16 protein-coding genes and 1 other RNA gene are annotated in these 17450 nt (G+C 42.0%); 2 read left to right on the top strand and 15 right to left on the bottom strand.

What is annotated here, in order from left to right:
* Window positions 1-474: 474 nt before the first annotated feature.
* Entirely contained in the window at window positions 475-2187 is a 1713-nt protein-coding gene (locus tag ACFFRD_RS07475) for a diflavin flavoprotein (RefSeq protein WP_392480992.1), read from the bottom strand.
* A gap of 153 nt (window positions 2188-2340) precedes the next feature.
* On the bottom strand, window positions 2341-4080 hold the full coding sequence (locus ACFFRD_RS07470; RefSeq protein ID WP_114086148.1) for a diflavin flavoprotein: 1740 nt from the start codon (window positions 4078-4080) through the stop codon (window positions 2341-2343).
* Between the two features lie 956 nt (window positions 4081-5036).
* On the opposite strand from ACFFRD_RS07470, the gene ACFFRD_RS07465 reads away from it, so the two are divergent.
* Window positions 5037-5492 (top strand): helix-turn-helix domain-containing protein, encoded by a 456-nt coding sequence (locus ACFFRD_RS07465; RefSeq protein WP_179073539.1) that lies wholly within the window; start codon window positions 5037-5039, stop codon window positions 5490-5492.
* Window positions 5493-6004: 512 nt separating this feature from the next.
* On the opposite strand, the gene ssrA is transcribed toward ACFFRD_RS07465, so the two are convergent.
* The 12 genes from ssrA to ACFFRD_RS07405 all read right to left on the bottom strand — a co-directional run bounded on the left by ssrA (window position 6005) and on the right by ACFFRD_RS07405 (window position 15642).
* Window positions 6005-6394: a transfer-messenger RNA gene (gene ssrA, locus ACFFRD_RS07460) on the bottom strand.
* Between the two features lie 172 nt (window positions 6395-6566).
* Window positions 6567-7514 carry a F0F1 ATP synthase subunit gamma gene (locus ACFFRD_RS07455; RefSeq protein WP_114086146.1) on the bottom strand — a complete coding sequence of 316 codons (948 nt, stop codon included), beginning with the start codon at window positions 7512-7514 and terminating at the stop codon, window positions 6567-6569.
* Between the two features lie 147 nt (window positions 7515-7661).
* Complete coding sequence (gene atpA / locus ACFFRD_RS07450) at window positions 7662-9182, bottom strand: F0F1 ATP synthase subunit alpha (RefSeq protein ID WP_392480991.1); 1521 nt, start codon at window positions 9180-9182, stop codon at window positions 7662-7664.
* 190 nt (window positions 9183-9372) lie between these two features.
* Entirely contained in the window at window positions 9373-9927 is a 555-nt protein-coding gene (atpH, locus tag ACFFRD_RS07445; protein ID WP_012411165.1) for an ATP synthase F1 subunit delta, read from the bottom strand.
* Window positions 9924-10496, bottom strand: coding sequence for a F0F1 ATP synthase subunit B (locus ACFFRD_RS07440; protein ID WP_114086143.1), 573 nt, complete (start codon window positions 10494-10496; stop codon window positions 9924-9926). The genes atpH and ACFFRD_RS07440 overlap by 4 nt, the downstream gene beginning before the upstream one ends.
* A 194-nt stretch (window positions 10497-10690) precedes the next feature.
* Window positions 10691-11122, bottom strand: a complete 432-nt coding sequence (locus ACFFRD_RS07435; RefSeq protein ID WP_114086142.1) for a F0F1 ATP synthase subunit B' — start codon at window positions 11120-11122, stop codon at window positions 10691-10693.
* 182 nt (window positions 11123-11304) lie between these two features.
* Complete coding sequence (gene atpE / locus ACFFRD_RS07430; RefSeq protein ID WP_012411162.1) at window positions 11305-11550, bottom strand: ATP synthase F0 subunit C; 246 nt, start codon at window positions 11548-11550, stop codon at window positions 11305-11307.
* Window positions 11551-11697: 147 nt separating this feature from the next.
* Window positions 11698-12459, bottom strand: a complete 762-nt coding sequence (gene atpB, locus ACFFRD_RS07425) for a F0F1 ATP synthase subunit A (RefSeq protein WP_012411161.1) — start codon at window positions 12457-12459, stop codon at window positions 11698-11700.
* A 60-nt stretch (window positions 12460-12519) separates the two neighbouring features.
* Window positions 12520-13002 (bottom strand): ATP synthase subunit I, encoded by a 483-nt coding sequence (locus tag ACFFRD_RS07420; protein ID WP_114086141.1) that lies wholly within the window; start codon window positions 13000-13002, stop codon window positions 12520-12522.
* Window positions 13003-13503: 501 nt separating this feature from the next.
* On the bottom strand, window positions 13504-14685 hold the full coding sequence (locus tag ACFFRD_RS07415; protein WP_392480990.1) for a class I SAM-dependent methyltransferase: 1182 nt from the start codon (window positions 14683-14685) through the stop codon (window positions 13504-13506).
* A 175-nt stretch (window positions 14686-14860) separates the two neighbouring features.
* Window positions 14861-15271 (bottom strand): type II toxin-antitoxin system VapC family toxin, encoded by a 411-nt coding sequence (locus tag ACFFRD_RS07410; protein WP_392480988.1) that lies wholly within the window; start codon window positions 15269-15271, stop codon window positions 14861-14863.
* Window positions 15268-15642: a hypothetical protein gene (locus ACFFRD_RS07405; RefSeq protein WP_392480986.1), complete on the bottom strand. Its 375-nt coding sequence runs from the start codon at window positions 15640-15642 to the stop codon at window positions 15268-15270. The genes ACFFRD_RS07410 and ACFFRD_RS07405 overlap by 4 nt, the downstream gene beginning before the upstream one ends.
* A 177-nt stretch (window positions 15643-15819) precedes the next feature.
* Between ACFFRD_RS07405 and ACFFRD_RS07400 the strand changes: the two genes are divergently transcribed.
* Window positions 15820-16554, top strand: coding sequence for a 2-phosphosulfolactate phosphatase (locus ACFFRD_RS07400; protein ID WP_392480985.1), 735 nt, complete (start codon window positions 15820-15822; stop codon window positions 16552-16554).
* Between the two features lie 98 nt (window positions 16555-16652).
* Here the strand turns inward: ACFFRD_RS07400 and ACFFRD_RS07395 are convergent, their stop codons facing one another.
* The gene (locus ACFFRD_RS07395; RefSeq protein WP_392480984.1) at window positions 16653-17183 is read right to left on the bottom strand and encodes a hypothetical protein; all 531 of its coding nucleotides are present in this window, start codon (window positions 17181-17183) and stop codon (window positions 16653-16655) included.
* Window positions 17184-17450 lie beyond the last annotated feature (267 nt).

Genomic DNA, 17450 nt, shown 5'->3' with positions numbered 1-17450 from the left:
TTACAATTACCAGATAATATCAGATTTTAAGAGTTTCATAACCTTTACTTAATCAGATTTTGCATAGGCTAAATTATTGACTATACAAGTGTAAATTTATGCTAAAGAAAAGATGAATTTATTATGTAGATACGTCAGTTCTGCCACAATACTGCTCGGGTTTTGCATTTTTAACTCGGAATTGGGTTTGGGGAAAAGGTTAAAGGGTAAGGGTTAAGGGTTTTTTCTTTCCCTTTACCTTTCCCCTTTTCCCCTTAACCGAGAAGTATTAAGTTCTGCCGTTGCTGTTATTTCTAAACGTATTGTTCCTAGAACAAAAATAAATCCACCTATCACTCTCATGTGTAGGTGGATTTATTCAGATGTGCAGACATCTAGCGCGGTTGATTGTATCCGTAGCAGACAGAGTAAGTAGCAAAAATCCTGCTACAGTTGCATTGCAGGGTAATCTTCAACTTAGGAGATTACCTATAATTAGTAATGAGTGCCAGTTTTGCGATGGTTGATGGCAGTAACAGCATCAGGTTTGAGTAATTTACCCTCGTCCACAGTTGCATATACAACCCAGTGATCGCCACATTCCAGACGTTGATTGACTGAGCATTCCAAATATGCTAAAGCGTCGGTGAGGACAGTACAACCATTATCTGCAACTGCTGTACTAAAGTTAGCAAATCGATCTTCTCCAGGCGCGAAAGATTTACGGAAATGCTTCATGTAGTCTTGATGATTGCCTTCAGGTAAAATATTTAAGGCAAACTTACCGCCTGGATACATCAAAGATTCGATCGCTCGGTCTTTGGCGATCGCAACACTTATTCCAGGTGGATTGAAGGTGGCTTGAGAAACCCAAGCGCCTAACATTGCGGTAGACACTTCTCCAAGTTTAGCTGTGATCACGCATACGGAACCAACAATGCGACCTACAGCTTGTTCCACTGGGGTAGCGGCTTGTTGGGGTACACGTACTTTTTTAGCTTTTTTCAGTGTTTGGGCAAAGTCTGTACCTAGTTCTTCACAGAATTTGAGTGTGACATCATCAGGTTTAAACTTGACCTTCAATGTGTCAAAGCCAAAGCGGTATCCAGAATCCCGGAGTTTACCTTCTATCAAGTCAAAGGCTTCGCCACTCCAGCCATAAGAACCAAAGACACCAGCGAGTTTGCTGTTGTCACCGCTTGAGATCACAATCCCTAAAGCAGTATGAATGGGAGTCGGCGCATGACCACCGATAGTAGGAGAACCGATGATAAAACCTTCTGACTGTGCGAGGTTGATGCGAATTTCATCAGGGGTAGCAAATTCGCAGTTAATCGATTTGACTGCAACTCCACCTTTAGTTAATCCCAGAGCGATCGCTTGTGCTAAAGTCGCCGTATTCCCGTAAGCTGAAGCGTAAAGTAGGGCAACGGAAATCTCGCGATCATTATGAGAACGGCTCCATTCTCCATAAGCTTTGGTAAGTTCGATTAAGCTGGTGCGTACTAAAGGCCCATGACCCACAGCATACATTCTCACCTGCAAATCTGATATTTTCTCCAAAGCTGCTTGCACATGAGGAGTTTGGGGAGCCATCAAGCAGTTAAAGTAGTAACGCTGGTCTTCTTTGAGCGCTTCCCAGTTATCATCAAATACTTCATCACCACAGAGATGAGTTGCAAATAACTTATCTGTGTAGAGAATTTGGGTTTGCTGATCGTAGGTACAAAGTCCTTCCGGCCAACGTGGGCTAGGAGTGGGCAAGAATTTCAAAACATGACCTTTGCCTAAATCCAGAGTTTCTTTCCCGCGCATCACCAAGACTTTCAAATCTTGCTCTAGGAAAGCAGCACGCAAATTGTTCGCACCGGGAAGAGAACAGACAAAAGTTACCTGTGGTGCCAGTTCTAAAATTGCTTTGAGGGTTGCAACTCGATTGGGACTAAAATGACCCAGGATTATATAATCCAAACTTTGTAAATCTAAAGTCTGCCGCAATGCCTCTAAATAAATTTCGGTAAAGCTTTCTGGCGGTGGATCGATAAGTGCGGTTTTATCAGCTTCAATTAAATAGCAATTGGAGGTAGTACCTCTTTCAAGTGCATATTCAATTTCAAACCGCAGACGTGACCAACTACGTGCTTTGATCGCCTTAGTATTTGTAGCAATTGGTAGAACTTGTACGTCGCGTGGCTTGGAATTGGTCATAGCTGTTAAAAGTTAGCGAATTGGGCATTGGGCACTTGTACTGAGCGAAGTCGAAGTATTGGGAATTGGGAATTGGGCATTGGGCATTGGGAACAAGGAGAATAACCCATACTCCTTACCCCATGCCCTATGCCCCATTCCCTATGCCCATCTTTAGTAGTAATTACCTACTTTGCGATGGCGAACGGCTGTGAGTCCATCGTTTTTAGAGACACGACCTTCTTGGACTGTGCAGTATAAAATCCAGTGGTCGCTGCATTCCATGCTGCTCTGTATTTCACATTCGATGTATGCCAGAGCATCAGTTAGAATGGGAGAACCGTTTTTCGCGGTTTGAGTTTTCACTCCTGCAAAGCGGTCAGCACCGGGATGTAAACGCTTGAGAAAGTGCTTTTTCAATTCTTGATAATTGCCTTCTTCCAAAACGTTGAGGACGAAGCGATCGCCTACTTGCATTAAGGAATCAATGGCGCGGTCTTTCGCAACGGCAATTGTTAATCCTAATGGTTGCAAACTCGCTTGCGTTACCCAAGATGCCAGCATTGCGCTTGAGACATTATCTTTTTTAGTCGTGACTATATATAGTCCACTACTAATGCGACCCAACGCCTTTTCCATGTTGACATCAAGAGACTTGATTTGCTTGATGTTGCGATCGCGCACTAGCAATTGTCCGATGTCTTTACCAGCTTCTTCACACAACTGGAATGTTGATGCGCTGGGAGTCTCTTTAATCCGAATGGGTGGGAAAGCTTCTTTGATGCCAGAGTCAAGAAATTGTCTGCGGAGTGTATCAATGGGTTCATCATCCCCACCGTAACATTCAAACAGCCCAAGAAATTGCTTGTTCTTGGCGACAGCTAGCACTGAACTGATACTAGCTTGGGCGGCGGCGGCGGTACTTGGAGGCATACCAATAATGATGCCAGCAGCTCTTCCAGCTAGTTCTTGAATTTCTTGGCTCTCAGCAGTACTTAAATCTAGTACTTCTACTCCAACCCCAGTTTTCAAAATACCTTCGGCAATTGCGTGACCAAGGCGCTCGCCATAACCGTAATCTGAGACAAAAAACAAGCCTACTGTTGTTTCTGCTTTAGCTTGTTTTTGGCTCCAATTTTCGTAACACCCGGTCAGAACATCTAAATGGTGGTATAATAAGGGGCCGTGACCATTTGCGATAATATTAATCTTTCCTAGATCGCCCATCCGCTTCATCGCATTCAGCAGCGAACGAGCGTTAGGGCCCATCAAGCAGTCGTAGTAAAATCTAAAGTCAGCTTCAATCGCTTCTAAATCTTCGTCAAAGGTGCGATCATCACAAAAGTGCATCCCAAAAGCATCACAGGTGTAGAGAATTTGGGTTTTGCGGTCAAAGCTAAAGATTGTATCCGGCCAGTGCAGATTAGGCGCACTCACGAATTCCATTTCGTGTCCTTTGCCTATATCGATGCGATCGCCAGTTTTCACAACCCGCTTGGAAAAAGGATCGTGTACTAAGCCTTCCAAGAACTGAAGCGCAACTTTTGAGGCTAAGACGGTGGCTCTAGGAGCTAACTGGAGAACATCTTCTACTAAGCCGCTATGGTCTGGCTCTGTGTGGCTAACAATTATGTAATCAATTGTCTTGGGGTTAACAAGACCTTTGAGAGTCTCTAAATACAGATCGCGAAACTTCTGGTGAGAAGTATCAATCAAAACTGTTTGTTCGCCCCTAATTAGATATGAATTGTAGGTTGTACCGTTTTGTAGTCCAAATTCGATATCGAAGCGATCACGATCCCAGTCAAGAGAGCGAATCGCCGTTGTGTTAGGGGCAATTTCTACAGTTTGTATAGTTAGCCGATGTTGAGCGTTCTCTGCGTTGGCCTTGCCGGTCGTAGACATCGCTACCATTATTCGTCTCCGAGCGCAAATTGTCAGGTTTTTCTTCTGCCCCCATTCTCTCTATTATTTTTTGTTTAAGTTGTAATGAATATCAGTTTTTGAAAAATTTAACTTGTATCAATTGTTGCTGTTTTCTAGCAAGAAATATGACTCAAAAAATCTACTCAATATTAATTTAATTCGAAAAATATACTTAGTATTTTATTTTGCTATTTATCTAATTTTATTCTAATTTAAAAATATCATTTTCTTTATATTATTTGACAATAAAAACTGAAAACATCAAAACTAATATCATACATCTAGGACTATTATATAAAACTAAATACAACTCAAAAGCCTACTCTTTAATTGTTTTTGCCTCTTAAATGGCTGCATAAGGAAGTTGATAAATAAAAGTTAATTCTTTTGAGAATGACGTATAAATGATAAAAATATACTAGGTTTTACAAATAAACTCTGTAGTTATGGCGTAAAATAATTGTCTTAATAGGATAGATTAAAAGTTAGTTTTTTAAGACGCTATTTTACAAAAAAGTAGGAAAAGTAGGAAAGGTAGGAAAAGTAGGAAAAGTGTTAAAGACAGGAAAAGCAACACAAATTTTTCTATCTCCAATAGGTATTGAATATATTTTTGTTTCAAGCAATAATATTGTTATGTGAAATATAAAATTTATGTGAAGTCGAGAAAATAGATATTTTTTGGAGATAGGTAAGAAAAATTTCCAGAGATGAGTTGAATAAAAAGGAAGAAGGCTTCTATGTATATGTTTTTCTGCTCATTCCAATGGAAAATAGCGTAAAAATTATTTTTAAAGTTTCGATAAATCGCCGTAATCATAAGAATAATTGAAGAATTTTAATGATACAGTCCTTTATTATCGACTTTAGACATTAATTAGAATAACGCTAACAAATTCTTAAGAAAAGATGGCAACAATTAACTGTGTAAAAGGTTATTAATTATGGGATGCAGATTAAAAGTCTTTCTAACTGAGCAAGAAAAGCTGACTTTAGAAGAGTTAAGAAAAGCGAAACAAGTTCCTCAACGCACCAAGGATCGGGCTCAAGTCTTACTGCTAAATAATCGTGGCTTAAAAAATGAGCAAATTGCTAAAGGTTTGAACTGGGCAATTTCAACAGTACGTCAAACCCTTCATCGTTGGGAAAAGATGGGTTTAGCAGGTCTGTGGGATGCTCCTGGCCGAGGTGGAAAACCTCGATATTCAGAATCAGATTTGGTTTATCTAGAAAATTGTTTAGCTCAAGAGTCACAGACTTATAACTCTAAACAATTAGCAAAAAAGCTGGCATCTGAACGCCAAGTAAGCTTGAGTGCAGATCGGTTACGACGGGTACTTAAACAAAGGGGAAGAAGGTTTGGAACAGCACGCAAACAACCTCAGGAACAGAATAATTAAAGCTTCTCATAGCTCTTAGTAACTTCTTCAATGCAAAAGTTAGGACAGGATTGGTAGGCGATCGCATATCTTTGCTACAACGATAGTAATAGCAAAACTGAAGAGGCGATCGCTTTGGCGTTTCTCCCAAAGTCAAAGGCTGCTGGGGGTCTGTTACGGATTAAATCACCGACCAGGGTTTTGCAGCAATTAGCAAAGCAAGGATTTAGAATGTCGAACTTTTGCTTTGAACCTTGATGATGCAGACCAAGAAGATTTTAACAGCCTGAATGAACTTTGGTAAAAATTAGCACGTTGATGGTGATGTAGCTCAAATACACCGAAGTGCTAAATAATTTAAGTAGAACAAAATGAACATCCTTTCATCAGGAAATGCTGAAATTCCACTAATTTTGGATTTTGAATTGATTCCTTTCTTGGCTCAATTCGGTCTACTGATTTAATATATTCAGACAGCACAAAACAAAATCCACCTTGATATGAAATTATCAGGTGGACTTGTTATTTATTCTTAGTGGATCCGAGCAGAGTCGAACTGCTGTCCAAATTGGGTATTGACCCCCCGCTCATTCACAGGTTTAGCCTTTCTGACCCTCAAGGCGGGAATCGTTCATTATCCCGAACGTAGGATTCTCTGATTTAATCTTAGCTAGCAAGCCAACCAGAGAACGCTTACTAGAGCATCCGTTGGGGTTTGGTCTTCAGTCCTTAACGGAGTCAAACCGAAGACGCTCGAACCTATAAGAGGTGTTTAGGCAGCTACTAGAGCATCCTTACGAGCAAAGTTAACGATGTTATTCGCATTTACTTTTTGTTTGAGCCTTTGATTTCCGAGAGGAGACTCACTCTCGACCTGAATCACAGAGCAGCGTTCGCCAACCTGTCGAAACCGTGACGGACCCATGCACTTCATACTTCGATTATAATACGCGATTCTTGAATTTGTAATTCGTAATTCGTAATTCGTAATTATCAAAGTCAGAATATATGGCTCCACTTAGTCAAAATAGCCAATCGCTAATTTTAAAACCATTAGCAATTGGCTATTTGCCATAATCCACAACAAATATTTTCCTAAGTTAGTGCTTCAGCACCACCTACAACCTCTAGGAGTTCTTGGGTAATGGCAGCTTGTCGAGCTTTGTTGTAAGACAGTGTGAGGGTATTAATCAATTCACCCGCATTTTCACTAGCATTACTCATAGCTGTCATCCGCGCTGCTAGTTCACTAGCCGCAGATTCTTGCAGCGCCCGCAATAGCTGGTTACTCAGATACAGGGGCAACAAAGAATCGAGGATCTGTACTGGATCTTGCTCGAAAATCATGTCAGGAGCCAACGCGCGAACTTGGCTAGCCACTTTCTCCCGTTCTACTTCAAATTTACCGCCACGGGTTGTCAAGCGGAAGATTTCGTCATCACCCGCTTCTAGACCTTGCGGATCGAGGGGCAGTAAGGTTTGGATTACAGGACGGGAGCTAACCAAGGAAAGAAATCTGGTATAGATTAATTCGATGCGGTCTACTTCTTCCGAAAGGAATAAGGAAAGTAGTTGATCGGCAATCTGATTAGCTTCGGCTGCGGTGGGAATTTGCTCTAAGCCGCTGTAAGTGGCATCAATGGGCTGATCGCGGCGTTGAAAGTACTGTGTAGCTTTGCGCCCGACGATCACAAATTGATAGTTTAAACCTTCTGCCTTGATTTCCTTGGCGCGATTTTCTGCACGACGGATAACGTTATTATTGTAGCCGCCGCATAAACCGCGATCGCCTGAAATTACCAACAGCCCGACAGACTTAACTTCTCTTTTTTTCAGTAGTGGCAGGTTTGCTTCTTCAAAGCGCAAACGGCTTTGCAAACCATATAATACTTGTGCCAAGCGATCGGCAAAGGGGCGAGTCGCTAGTACTTGTTCTTGCGCCCGACGCACTCTAGCCGCAGCTACGAGACGCATGGCTTCTGTGATTTTTTTGGTGTTTTTGACCGACTGAATGCGATCGCGTATTGCTTTTAGATTGGCCATAACTTTAAGTTCTGAGTCCTGAGTTCTGAGTTCTGAGTTCTGAGTCCTGAGTTCTGAGTTTGAAATTTTGAGTTTTGAATGAAAAACTTTCTTCAACTCAACACTTATAGCTACTCAGCACTCGGCACTCAGCACTCAGCACTGTAATTACGCTGCTGCTTTGAAAGTCTTCTTGTATTCGGTAAGTGCTTCTTTCAAGGCAGCTTCTTCTGCATCACCTAGTGCTTTGGAGGCTCTTACTCCTTCGGCATACTGGGTTTTACCAGACTTTAAGTACTCCCGCAGACCTTGGGTAAAGGTGGTGACTTTATCTACAGGAACGTCATCCAAATAACCATTGATACCAGCGTAAAGAATTGCTACTTGCTCGTATACTGAGAGTGGCGAATTTTGTGGCTGCTTAAGAAGTTCGCGTAACCGTTGACCACGTGCCAACTGGTCTTGAGTGGCTTTATCTAAGTCAGAAGCAAATTGTGCGAAGGCTTGCAGGTCGTCAAATTGGGCTAGTTCCAATTTAATCTTACCGGCAACTTTTTTCATTGCCTTGGTTTGAGCCGCAGAACCCACGCGGGATACTGAAATACCTGGGTTCACAGCTGGACGGATACCAGCGTTGAACAAGTCAGAAGATAGGAATATCTGACCATCGGTAATGGAAATTACGTTTGTGGGGATGTATGCCGAAACGTCACCAGCTTGGGTTTCGATGATTGGTAGGGCGGTCATGCTGCCTTTACCTAATTCATCACTCAGCTTGGCGGCTCTTTCTAACAAACGAGAGTGAATGTAGAATACATCTCCAGGGTAAGCTTCGCGTCCGGGTGGGCGACGTAGCAGCAGGGACATTTGGCGATAAGCTTGGGCTTGCTTGGAAAGATCGTCGTAAATTACTAGGGTAGCTTTGCCTTTGTACATAAAGTACTCGGCAATAGTTGCGCCTGTGTAAGGAGCTAGGTATTGTAGTGTTGCTGGTTCACTGGCACTAGCGGCGACGACGATGGTGTAATCCATCGCGCCTTTTTCTTGCAATGTCTGCACCACGTTAGCGACGGTGGAAGCCTTTTGACCGATGGCAACGTAGACACAAACTACATCTTCTTCTTTTTGGTTGATGATGGTGTCGATCGCGATCGCAGTTTTACCGGTTTGGCGATCGCCAATAATCAATTCCCGTTGACCGCGACCGATAGGAATCATTGAGTCAATAGCTGTAATCCCCGTTTGCATGGGTTCGTGTACAGATCGACGAGCAATAATACCAGGCGCTGGAGATTCAATCAAACGGCTTTCTGAGGATTTGATGTCTCCCTTACCATCGATGGGGCGACCCAAAGCGTCTACAACTCTTCCAATTAAGGCTTCTCCTACTGGAATCTGAGCAATTCTACCAGTAGCGGTTACAGAACTACCTTCTTGAATTTCCAGCCCTTCACCCATCAACACCGCGCCCACGTTGTCTTCTTCTAAGTTTTGGGCGATGCCAATTGTGCCATCTTCAAATTCTAAGAGTTCCCCAGCCATAGCCTTTTCCAGACCATAGATCCGGGCAATACCGTCACCTACTTGTAGGACGGTACCAACGTTAGCAACTTTGACCTCTTGATCGTATTGCTCGATTTGTTGTTGGATAATGCTGCTAATTTCGTCAGGTCTAATTGATATGCTCATGTGTCTATCTTGTTTGCTTTCGAGACGGAATTCAGTGCTGAGTGCTGAGTTAAGAGTGCTGAGTTAAGAGTGAGTAGTGATGAGTTAAAAAAGCAAAAGTTAAAAGTTAAAAGTCAAAATAAATTACTGTTTACTTAACTCCCAACTCCTAACTCCTAACTCCTAACTCCCAACTTCTAATCCTAACCTTCTAGCTATTAGTTAAGCGCAATGAAAGGCGGCGCAGTTGACCCCGGATACTGGCATCAATTACCTGCGAACCTACTTTAATAATCACACCACCAATTAACTCACTGTCTACCTTGGTTTCTAGTTCTACCTGGCGAGCATTGCTGATGGCAATGACCTTTTGGATAATTGCCTGCTGTTGAGCTTCTGTGAGGGGAACGGCTGAAATTACTTCCGCTAATACGGTTTGATTCAGCTGCCGCAACAGCGCCAGATATTGTTGAAAAATCGATTCCAAGAATGCAATACGGCGTTTGTCTACTAGTATCAACAAAAAGTTGCGTAAGTAGGGGTTAGAGCCTTCACCGAGTATTTGTTTGATGAGAGCTTTTTTGTTCTCAGCCTGAATAAACGGGTTGCTGAAGAAGTTGTGTAGCTGTTTGTCTGCTCTGAGCAGTCCCAGGAAAGTCCGCGCATCTTCCCCGAACTCTTCTGTCAAATTTTTCGATTGCGCTATTGACAAAAGTGCCTGTGCGTAAGGTTGGGCTACTTCGGCTGCCGCTACCTGACTTGTCATACATTGCCTCCCAATTGTGCGATGCTACGATCAATTAAACTTTGTTGAGCATCGTCGGCAATCCCGCCTTTGAGTTGCGATTCGACTTTTTGCAATGCTAGTGTAGCAACTCGTTGCCGTAGTTGAGCGATCGCTCGCTCGGTTTCGCTGTTTAAATCTGCTGCTGCTGTTTGTTTCAAGCGTTCTACGTCTTGCGCTGCTTTCGCTAACAAGGCTTCTTTCGCTTTTTGAGCATTTTCTACGGACGATTGGCGGATACGTTCTGCTTCTGCTTGAGATTGCTTCAACTGCTCTTGCGCTTGGGAAAGGGCAGTCTTTGCCTCTTTTAAGCGCCCTTCTGCTTCCTGAATTGCGGTGGCAATATTAGATTGTCGCTCGTTCAGGATATTGCTTAAAACTTTACGTCCGAAGTAGAATAGTATGCCAACCAGAATCGCTAGATTGATCAGATTGGTTTCAAAAATGTCTAGGTTTAGACCGAAACCACCTTCTGCTGCGCCTTCTGCCAATTCAGAGTGAACAGCGTTCGCTTCTGCGGCAAGTAATAAGAATGTCCCCATGATACCCATTTACAAGTGCGCTGCTCGCTTGCTAGTACGTTGTATTTTCCCCTAGGGAAGGAAATTTAAGTATCTTTTCCCTGTCAGGAAATTAAGTATCTTTCCCAAGAAGGGAAAAAGTGCCTTTTTTTGACACTTAAATTTTGCGCTCTGGACTAGGGGCCAGTTGCGCGTATGCTTTACACAGAACCAATCTCGTTAGCTTATCTAACTGGAGTTGGCCCCAATAGTTTTTCTAGAATCTGCCTACTTAGAGCATCAACTTGTTGCTCTAAGGTACGAAAAGCTTCTTGTTTTTGTTGCTCTATTTCAACAGAAGCTTGTTCTCGTTGAGACTGGGCTTCCTTTTGGGCTTCAGCAATTTTTTCGGCAGTAATTTTCTTAGCTTCAAGTTGAGCGGCTTCTACAGTAGCTTGCGATTGTCTGCGAGCGTCTGCGAGTTGCTGCTCATATTCGGTAGCCAAGCGTTCGGCTTTAGCCAAGCTTTCTTTCGCCTCAAGGGTATTCGTTCGGATGTAACTATCGCGATCGTCTAGTACCTTGGTCAGTGGCTTATAGAAAATTGCATTCAACACAGCTGCTAATAGCAGGAATTGCAATGCCATGAAGGGCAAGGTAGCATCGAAATCAAACATTTGTCTCCTCTTTGGCTGGAGTAGCAGTTTTCATGGCTAGCAACGTCATCCAACCTTTCATATTTTAGAGACCCATAGCCAACAAGGGTCAACTGAACATTATAACTATTGAGATACCCAAAACGTTTTGATTGTAGAGGCGTGATGATTCACGTCTCCACACTCGCAAAAATTTTCAGGTATTAACCGAAGGGGTTAGCGAACAGCAATACCAGGGCAATTACTAGACCATAGATAGTCAAGGATTCCATGAATGCCAAGGTTAATAGCAGAGTACCGCGAATTTTTCCTTCTGCTTCAGGTTGACGAGCAATACCTTCTACTGCTTGTCCAGCAGCGTTACCTTGACCAATACCAGGGCCAATTGCAGCTAAACCAATCGCTAAAGCAGCAGCGAGAACTGAAGCAGCCTGAACTAATGGATCCATGTTGATTTTCCTTGCTTTGATTACAAAACTAACAAAAGTACGTTAACGACTAGAAACGTGGTTTTCACGCTGCACATGAGTTCTTTGATCGCGCTTTGCGATGTTTTGAGCAAAATGCTCTTGGAACTGTGCTATCAACTGAGAAGTTTAATGCTCCTCATGTTCTTCTCCACCATGTCCCTCCATTGCCTCATGAATGTATGCTCCGGCTAGGGTGGCGAAAACCAGGGCTTGAATGGCACTGGTAAATAAACCCAAGGCCATTACAGGCAGAGGTACAAATAGAGGAACTAGCAGCACCAATACCGCGACTACCAATTCATCCGCCAAAATATTACCAAATAGCCGGAAGCTTAGAGAGAGGGGCTTGGTGAAATCTTCGAGAATTGCGATCGGCAACAAAACGGGTGTTGGCTCTATATATTTCTTAAAGTAGCCTAAACCCCGCTTGCTAAAACCCGCATAAAAGTACGCTAAGGAAGTCAGCAATGCCAATGCAACAGTCGTATTGATGTCATTGGTGGGAGCTGCCAATTCGCCCGAAGGTAGCTTGATGAGCTTCCAGGGAATTAACGCACCTGACCAGTTCGATACGAAAATAAACAAGAACAATGTGCCAATAAATGGCACCCAAGGGCGGTACTCTTTCTCACCAAGTTGGTTTTTGGCCAAATCACGAATAAATTCTAGGGCGTATTCCATCAAATTCTGGATGCCCTTGGGAATTCTTTGTGCGTTGCGAGTAGCAGCTATTGAAGCCACTACTAAAATGCTAATCACAAACCATGAGGTGAGAAAAACTTGCCCATGAATTTTAAGATTGCCCAACTGCCAGTAGAAATGATGACCTACTTCTAATTCGGCGAGGGGAAAAGAATTAAAGGCGTTTAAGACACTAAGCATTTGCATTCTTCAAGCATTTTCCCCAACGATCGAGGATGGGATTACTATCTTTGTGAGCCTGACTTTTTAAGAATCAGGAATGAACGCAATTTGCACCATATAGACGAGGAGCGTGGCTTTGTAAGTTAGAAATCCCAAAAATATGGGCAAAATCTGTAGCTCACGCCATTGAGTTGCCACGATCATGACTCCCATAAATAGAGCAAAACGAGTTTTGCTCAAACTGGTTTTTTCACTACCAAGTTGCTCAACGTCTCTAGCCAACATTTTTAAGTAAACCACACCTGTACACGCCCCAATTAAATAATTTAGGGCAATGTTTAAGGAATAAAAAATCCACACAGAGATAAAAATAACCCCCGTCAAGACAAGCGTGATTACCAACAATCGCTGGAAGAGTTGATAAAACTCTCGCATAGAGTTACCTGATTCTGTGTCTCCAGAATCAGTTTTAGCATCTTGTTGCGTTGTCGGAGTGGGCGCAATTGATTCGTCTGACAAGCTCACGAGACTTGAAACCAGTACAGTTAAATTATGATGACTGCACATTCAGTCAGCTGAATCATATCACGATCCGGTAACAATACTTTAGGAAAAAACAATTAACTTCTTGGCAACGTTACACAGTCAGTAAAATCGCGCTCCCAGAAGCGAGAGAGCGGCTGATGATGTAAAAGACTGTGTGGGTGAATAATCAAATTATCGTTGCCTAAAAATTCAAAATTTCTTCCAATTCCAGCTTTTTTGACTAGATTATTGTCCTCCAAAGTCGTTACATAGCATCTTGGTGTTTGAAGTAATTGGGTGTCCAATAAAATCAACTGGTGCTTGAGGAGTGTATAGACGTACCGCAAATCAGAAAGTAGCAGCTTGTCATTAAGCAGCGCACCACTGCTGAATTTCAAAAAACTCCAACTTTTGGGATTTAGAATACCCGTTTGTTGGGCACTTTCCTAATCTACATTAATTTACCAAAAGTGGTGATGGGCGATCGCTCCTCACGATAAGTATAAATTGCTTTTATTAAGCCAGCGTGGAATTGGAGTGCGATTAAGCAGGTGTTAATAATATCAGTTGCTGCTGAAGAAGTTTTCTTACTTCATCTAATCCCAGTTGCACATCAGCCAAAATCTCTGCAACCGTTGAATTCGCATCACACTTTTGCATAAATTTAAACTCTGGTTCAGATAAATTAACAATCTGGTAATTGTAGTTAAAGAAGCATTGACTGGGAAATCCTTCAATACAAGGATTAAGTTCGGGAATCGCTGCTAATAAAGCTTTGTCGTCTGACCAGTCAGTTTTAACTAAGGGAGGACGGCCAAGGAAAAACTCGTAATGAGTTACTTCTGGGTCTAGTAATTCTATCAGGCGATAAAGCTGGCGATCGCTCAAGTCTTTTGCCCGTTCTACTAACTCTGGTGCTTTGCTCAAAAGTCTCTCCAAATCCCAGAAACTCGGATTCGAGAAACCAATAAACTCTAATCCCGAAGCATCAATTAATTCAAACAGCGTCTCAATGTTGTAGTCAATTTCTTGGGGATGAACGTACATATCGGCAAAGTGTTCATCCTTGTGGTTTTCTAATGACCAACGCTGCTTTTCGTATTTGACAATTCGGTTATTTTCTGGTAAAGAAGCAAATATTTGCCGTCCGATTTGGACACCATCGCGGTAGTCGCCTTTTTTGTCACCTTGCAGAAGTGCGATCGCTTTTTGCATGAGTTGAATTTCCCAGCGTCCCAACTCTCCGTACACAAAAATGTGCATTAAGCCGCCTGGGGCTAACTTCTGCGCCAAAGCTTGAATACCGCGAATTGGATCGGAGGTATGGTGCAAAACGCCAACACAGTTAATTAAATCAAACTCACCTGGTAACTGTTCCACATCAAACAAGCTGAGGTGATGAAACTCAACACGGTTAGCACCAGAACGCTGACAACGTTCTTTTGCTACATCCAAAGCCCCAGTACTGAGATCAATCCCCACAACAGAAGCCTGGGGATTGAGATGAACCAGGTACTCTGTACTTACCCCTGTACCGCAACCTGCATCTAAAATCCTAATATCTTGCCTTTGGGGTTTTTGACCTGTGCAAAAATTATGAGCAGCTAGCCAGTTCCAGCGCCAGTTATAGCCTGGTGGTGGTTCATCCAACAAAGCTTCTGGCGGAAAGGGATAGGTATTGTAGAGTTTGGCAACAGCAGCACTAACAGTTTGGGAATCGGACATGATGAGGAATAACGCAGCATTTCTGAGTTTAGCGAATGCTGGACACTTCAGGTAGACAAATAATTACGATCGTCATCAGCCCATATATTTTAAGTATATAAGTTGTTTTATTAATAACACTATTGTTCAAGTATCTCTTCGCTAATAAAATTTAATTATAATTTTGTATAAAAATTTACTTAGTTAGGAGCATTAAATGGCTGTAGGAATGCCGGAATTCGTTGAAAATCCAGAAAATCGTTGCCCTGTAATTCTGTATTGCCGCAATTCGCAAATCTTGTGTACCAATGCGGATTCTTTGACGAATCAAGTCTTCGTAACAATTAATAGCATACTCATCAAATCCTAGCGATCGCACATTTTTGAAAAACTCTAAAGTAGCCTCTAGCTTTGCGTAAGCTAATACCAATGCATCAGATAAGGAAGCCTTTCTGATTACATTAAACCTCCCACGCAGTTGTTCTTCAACTGTAATTATCGTTATGGCAATGTCTTTAGAATTGACTGCATTAATACGCCGTGTCACAACTGGATGCATCTGTTGAAAAAGTAAGACGTGATCCGTATCAAGTATCCATAAAGTCACTTAGTTTCATCCTCCGCATCAAGTTGCCGATAATATTCCTCCATTTGTGCGTCAAGTTCACGGCGATCAGCTTTTATATATGCTAGCATCTCGTCAAATTGCGGATCATCCTTGAACATACCCGCAAATTTCATCCAAGGATGTTCGATTTGGGGAGGTTCAATTTCCAAAGTTACTATTTCTGGTTTTCGCTCTTGTAAAATTTGAATTAGTTTTTCTAGTGCTTCTTCTTTAGTTACACCAGAGCCTTTAAAATCTGGCAAGCCTAATACTGTCGCAATAACCCCACCATCTGCTTGATTTTCAATCAGCACATCATAATTTAACTTGGGTACAGTATTGTTAGGATAAGTTTTTACAGTTAAATTCATAATATTTCCAACCTGAAAGTTTTATATTGATTATAACTGCCGACCTACTTACTGCTAACCTTTAGTTTGTACGTGTTAGCATAGCGTTTCGTAGATGACTACAAACCTTTAAGAATTTACACTGCCTTACTTACCTATGGTTTGATTTTTATAATATTTTCTTTTGCGATCGCTCCAATGATTTACAACCAATCAGAGTTTGATTTACGCTGTGAATGGGGGGCACAAGGAGTTGCTGAACTCGCTCCCATAAGTGATGTAATTGTGATAGTTGACATTCTCTCTTTTTCTACCTGCGTGGAAATTGCCACAAATCACGGCGCGATAATTTTTCCCTACGCATATAAAGATGAATCAGCCATAGATTATGCCAAATCAGTGCAAGCAGAGTTAGCAAGTCATAGACAACGTTCGACAACAATTGGATATTCTCTTTCGCCAAAATCGGTCACTCAGATTCCTGCTGGAACTAGACTAGTTTTACCTTCACCTAATGGTTCTTTTCTGACTTTACTTACAGGGGATACACCAACTTTGGCTGGTTGCTTGCGAAATTGCCAAGCTGTAGCGCAGTTTGCTCAAAAGTATGGCGATAAAATCGCTGTGATTCCTGCCGGTGAAAGGTGGCAAGAAGATGGTAGCCTACGTCCTACATTTGAAGATTTAATTGGTGCTGGGGCAATTCTCAGTTATTTAGATGGCAGTCTATCACCAGAAGCCGAAGTTGCTGTAACAACATTTCAGGCTTTCCAGCAGGATTTACTGGGATACTTGAAAAAATGCAGTTCGGGTAAAGAGTTGATTGAAAAAGGTTTTGAGTCAGATGTTGAACTGTCCGCCGCCCATAACGTAAGTGATTGCGTGCCTTTATTTACTAATAATGCTTATGTAGATTCCAGGCTACAGGCTTAAGAGACTTCCAAATAAAAAATATCCCAAAACTGACACAAAAATCCTCTCTCTGTGTTCTCTGCGTCTCTGTGGTTAGTTTATTTCTTAGAAATCCCTAATTAAAGGTCGCACTGATTGGTTTGGCAATATTTGGCATTATCTATAAACTCTTGCAACTTATTCAAGGGAATTATCTGCAATGATGACCCACCTTGCACCTCAGCAGTGATGTAAGCAAACTTTTGTCCGCGATAATACTGGTCACGTCCAACCTTGGTGACATACTGAGACTTCTGAAAGTCATTAGCAATATTAGAATTATAAATATTTTGTAACAATTTCACCGCTTTGGCATTTTTTGTGGTGAATTTGATGCTTGAGTCACCACTAACGGTTATACCTTCTTTAGTTACTTTCCCATTTTGAGAAGTGACATCAGCATAAAAGTATAAATTTCCCTTTGTACCCTCGTAGCCGTGGGCTTCGCTGTTGTATCTCAAAGTTGGTAATTGCGATCGCGTTTTTGCCCACTTAACAACGGTGTTGATGTTTTGCTCTGGAAGCGCATTTGCAGGAGTGATAGCTAAAATAACTGCGATCGCAGACAGAGCAACATTGAATAAATAGTTAAATTTAGAACTTTTGTGCATAGTATTTTCCCGTTAAAGAATACTGATAGCTAAAGCTAAAAAACACCGCAATTTGAGAATTATTTCCAGGGCGGCGTTATTTCGTAATATTCAGTCATCAGTAACAAAAACAACTTAACATCGACTAATGACTACTGTCCACCGATCATTGCTGAAGGAAATTTAGTTTCAACTAAGATTTTGTAACATTTGCAATAATCGTGGAATGGATACTGCCACAAACATCAAAATAGAGATTTTCAGCATCAGTAGACCATGCCTAGCCTA

This window comes from Nostoc sp. C110, assembly GCF_043099725.1.
Taxonomy (GTDB): Bacteria; Cyanobacteriota; Cyanobacteriia; order Cyanobacteriales; family Nostocaceae; genus Nostoc; species Nostoc muscorum_A.
Note: the sequence above shows the minus strand (reverse complement) of the source record. Positions and strands in the feature narration are given on the sequence as shown.

Bases quoted from the DNA above. Each gene is read 5' to 3' on its own strand.
- ACFFRD_RS07420 (WP_114086141.1), bottom strand. From the start codon at position 13,002: ATGTGCAGTCATCATAATTTAACTGTACTGGTTTCAAGTCTCGTGAGC.
- ACFFRD_RS07470 (WP_114086148.1), bottom strand. From the start codon at position 4,080: ATGGTAGCGATGTCTACGACCGGCAAGGCCAACGCAGAGAACGCTCAA.
- atpA (WP_392480991.1), bottom strand. From the start codon at position 9,182: ATGAGCATATCAATTAGACCTGACGAAATTAGCAGCATTATCCAACAA.
- atpE (WP_012411162.1), bottom strand. From the start codon at position 11,550: ATGGATCCATTAGTTCAGGCTGCTTCAGTTCTCGCTGCTGCTTTAGCG.
- ACFFRD_RS07465 (WP_179073539.1), top strand. From the start codon at position 5,037: ATGGGATGCAGATTAAAAGTCTTTCTAACTGAGCAAGAAAAGCTGACT.
- ACFFRD_RS07440 (WP_114086143.1), bottom strand. From the start codon at position 10,496: ATGGGTATCATGGGGACATTCTTATTACTTGCCGCAGAAGCGAACGCT.
- atpH (WP_012411165.1), bottom strand. From the start codon at position 9,927: ATGACAAGTCAGGTAGCGGCAGCCGAAGTAGCCCAACCTTACGCACAG.
- ACFFRD_RS07435 (WP_114086142.1), bottom strand. From the start codon at position 11,122: ATGTTTGATTTCGATGCTACCTTGCCCTTCATGGCATTGCAATTCCTG.
- ACFFRD_RS07395 (WP_392480984.1), bottom strand. From the start codon at position 17,183: ATGCACAAAAGTTCTAAATTTAACTATTTATTCAATGTTGCTCTGTCT.
- ACFFRD_RS07415 (WP_392480990.1), bottom strand. From the start codon at position 14,685: ATGTCCGATTCCCAAACTGTTAGTGCTGCTGTTGCCAAACTCTACAAT.
- atpB (WP_012411161.1), bottom strand. From the start codon at position 12,459: ATGCAAATGCTTAGTGTCTTAAACGCCTTTAATTCTTTTCCCCTCGCC.
- ACFFRD_RS07405 (WP_392480986.1), bottom strand. From the start codon at position 15,642: ATGAATTTAACTGTAAAAACTTATCCTAACAATACTGTACCCAAGTTA.
- ACFFRD_RS07400 (WP_392480985.1), top strand. From the start codon at position 15,820: ATGATTTACAACCAATCAGAGTTTGATTTACGCTGTGAATGGGGGGCA.
- ACFFRD_RS07455 (WP_114086146.1), bottom strand. From the start codon at position 7,514: ATGGCCAATCTAAAAGCAATACGCGATCGCATTCAGTCGGTCAAAAAC.
- ACFFRD_RS07475 (WP_392480992.1), bottom strand. From the start codon at position 2,187: ATGACCAATTCCAAGCCACGCGACGTACAAGTTCTACCAATTGCTACA.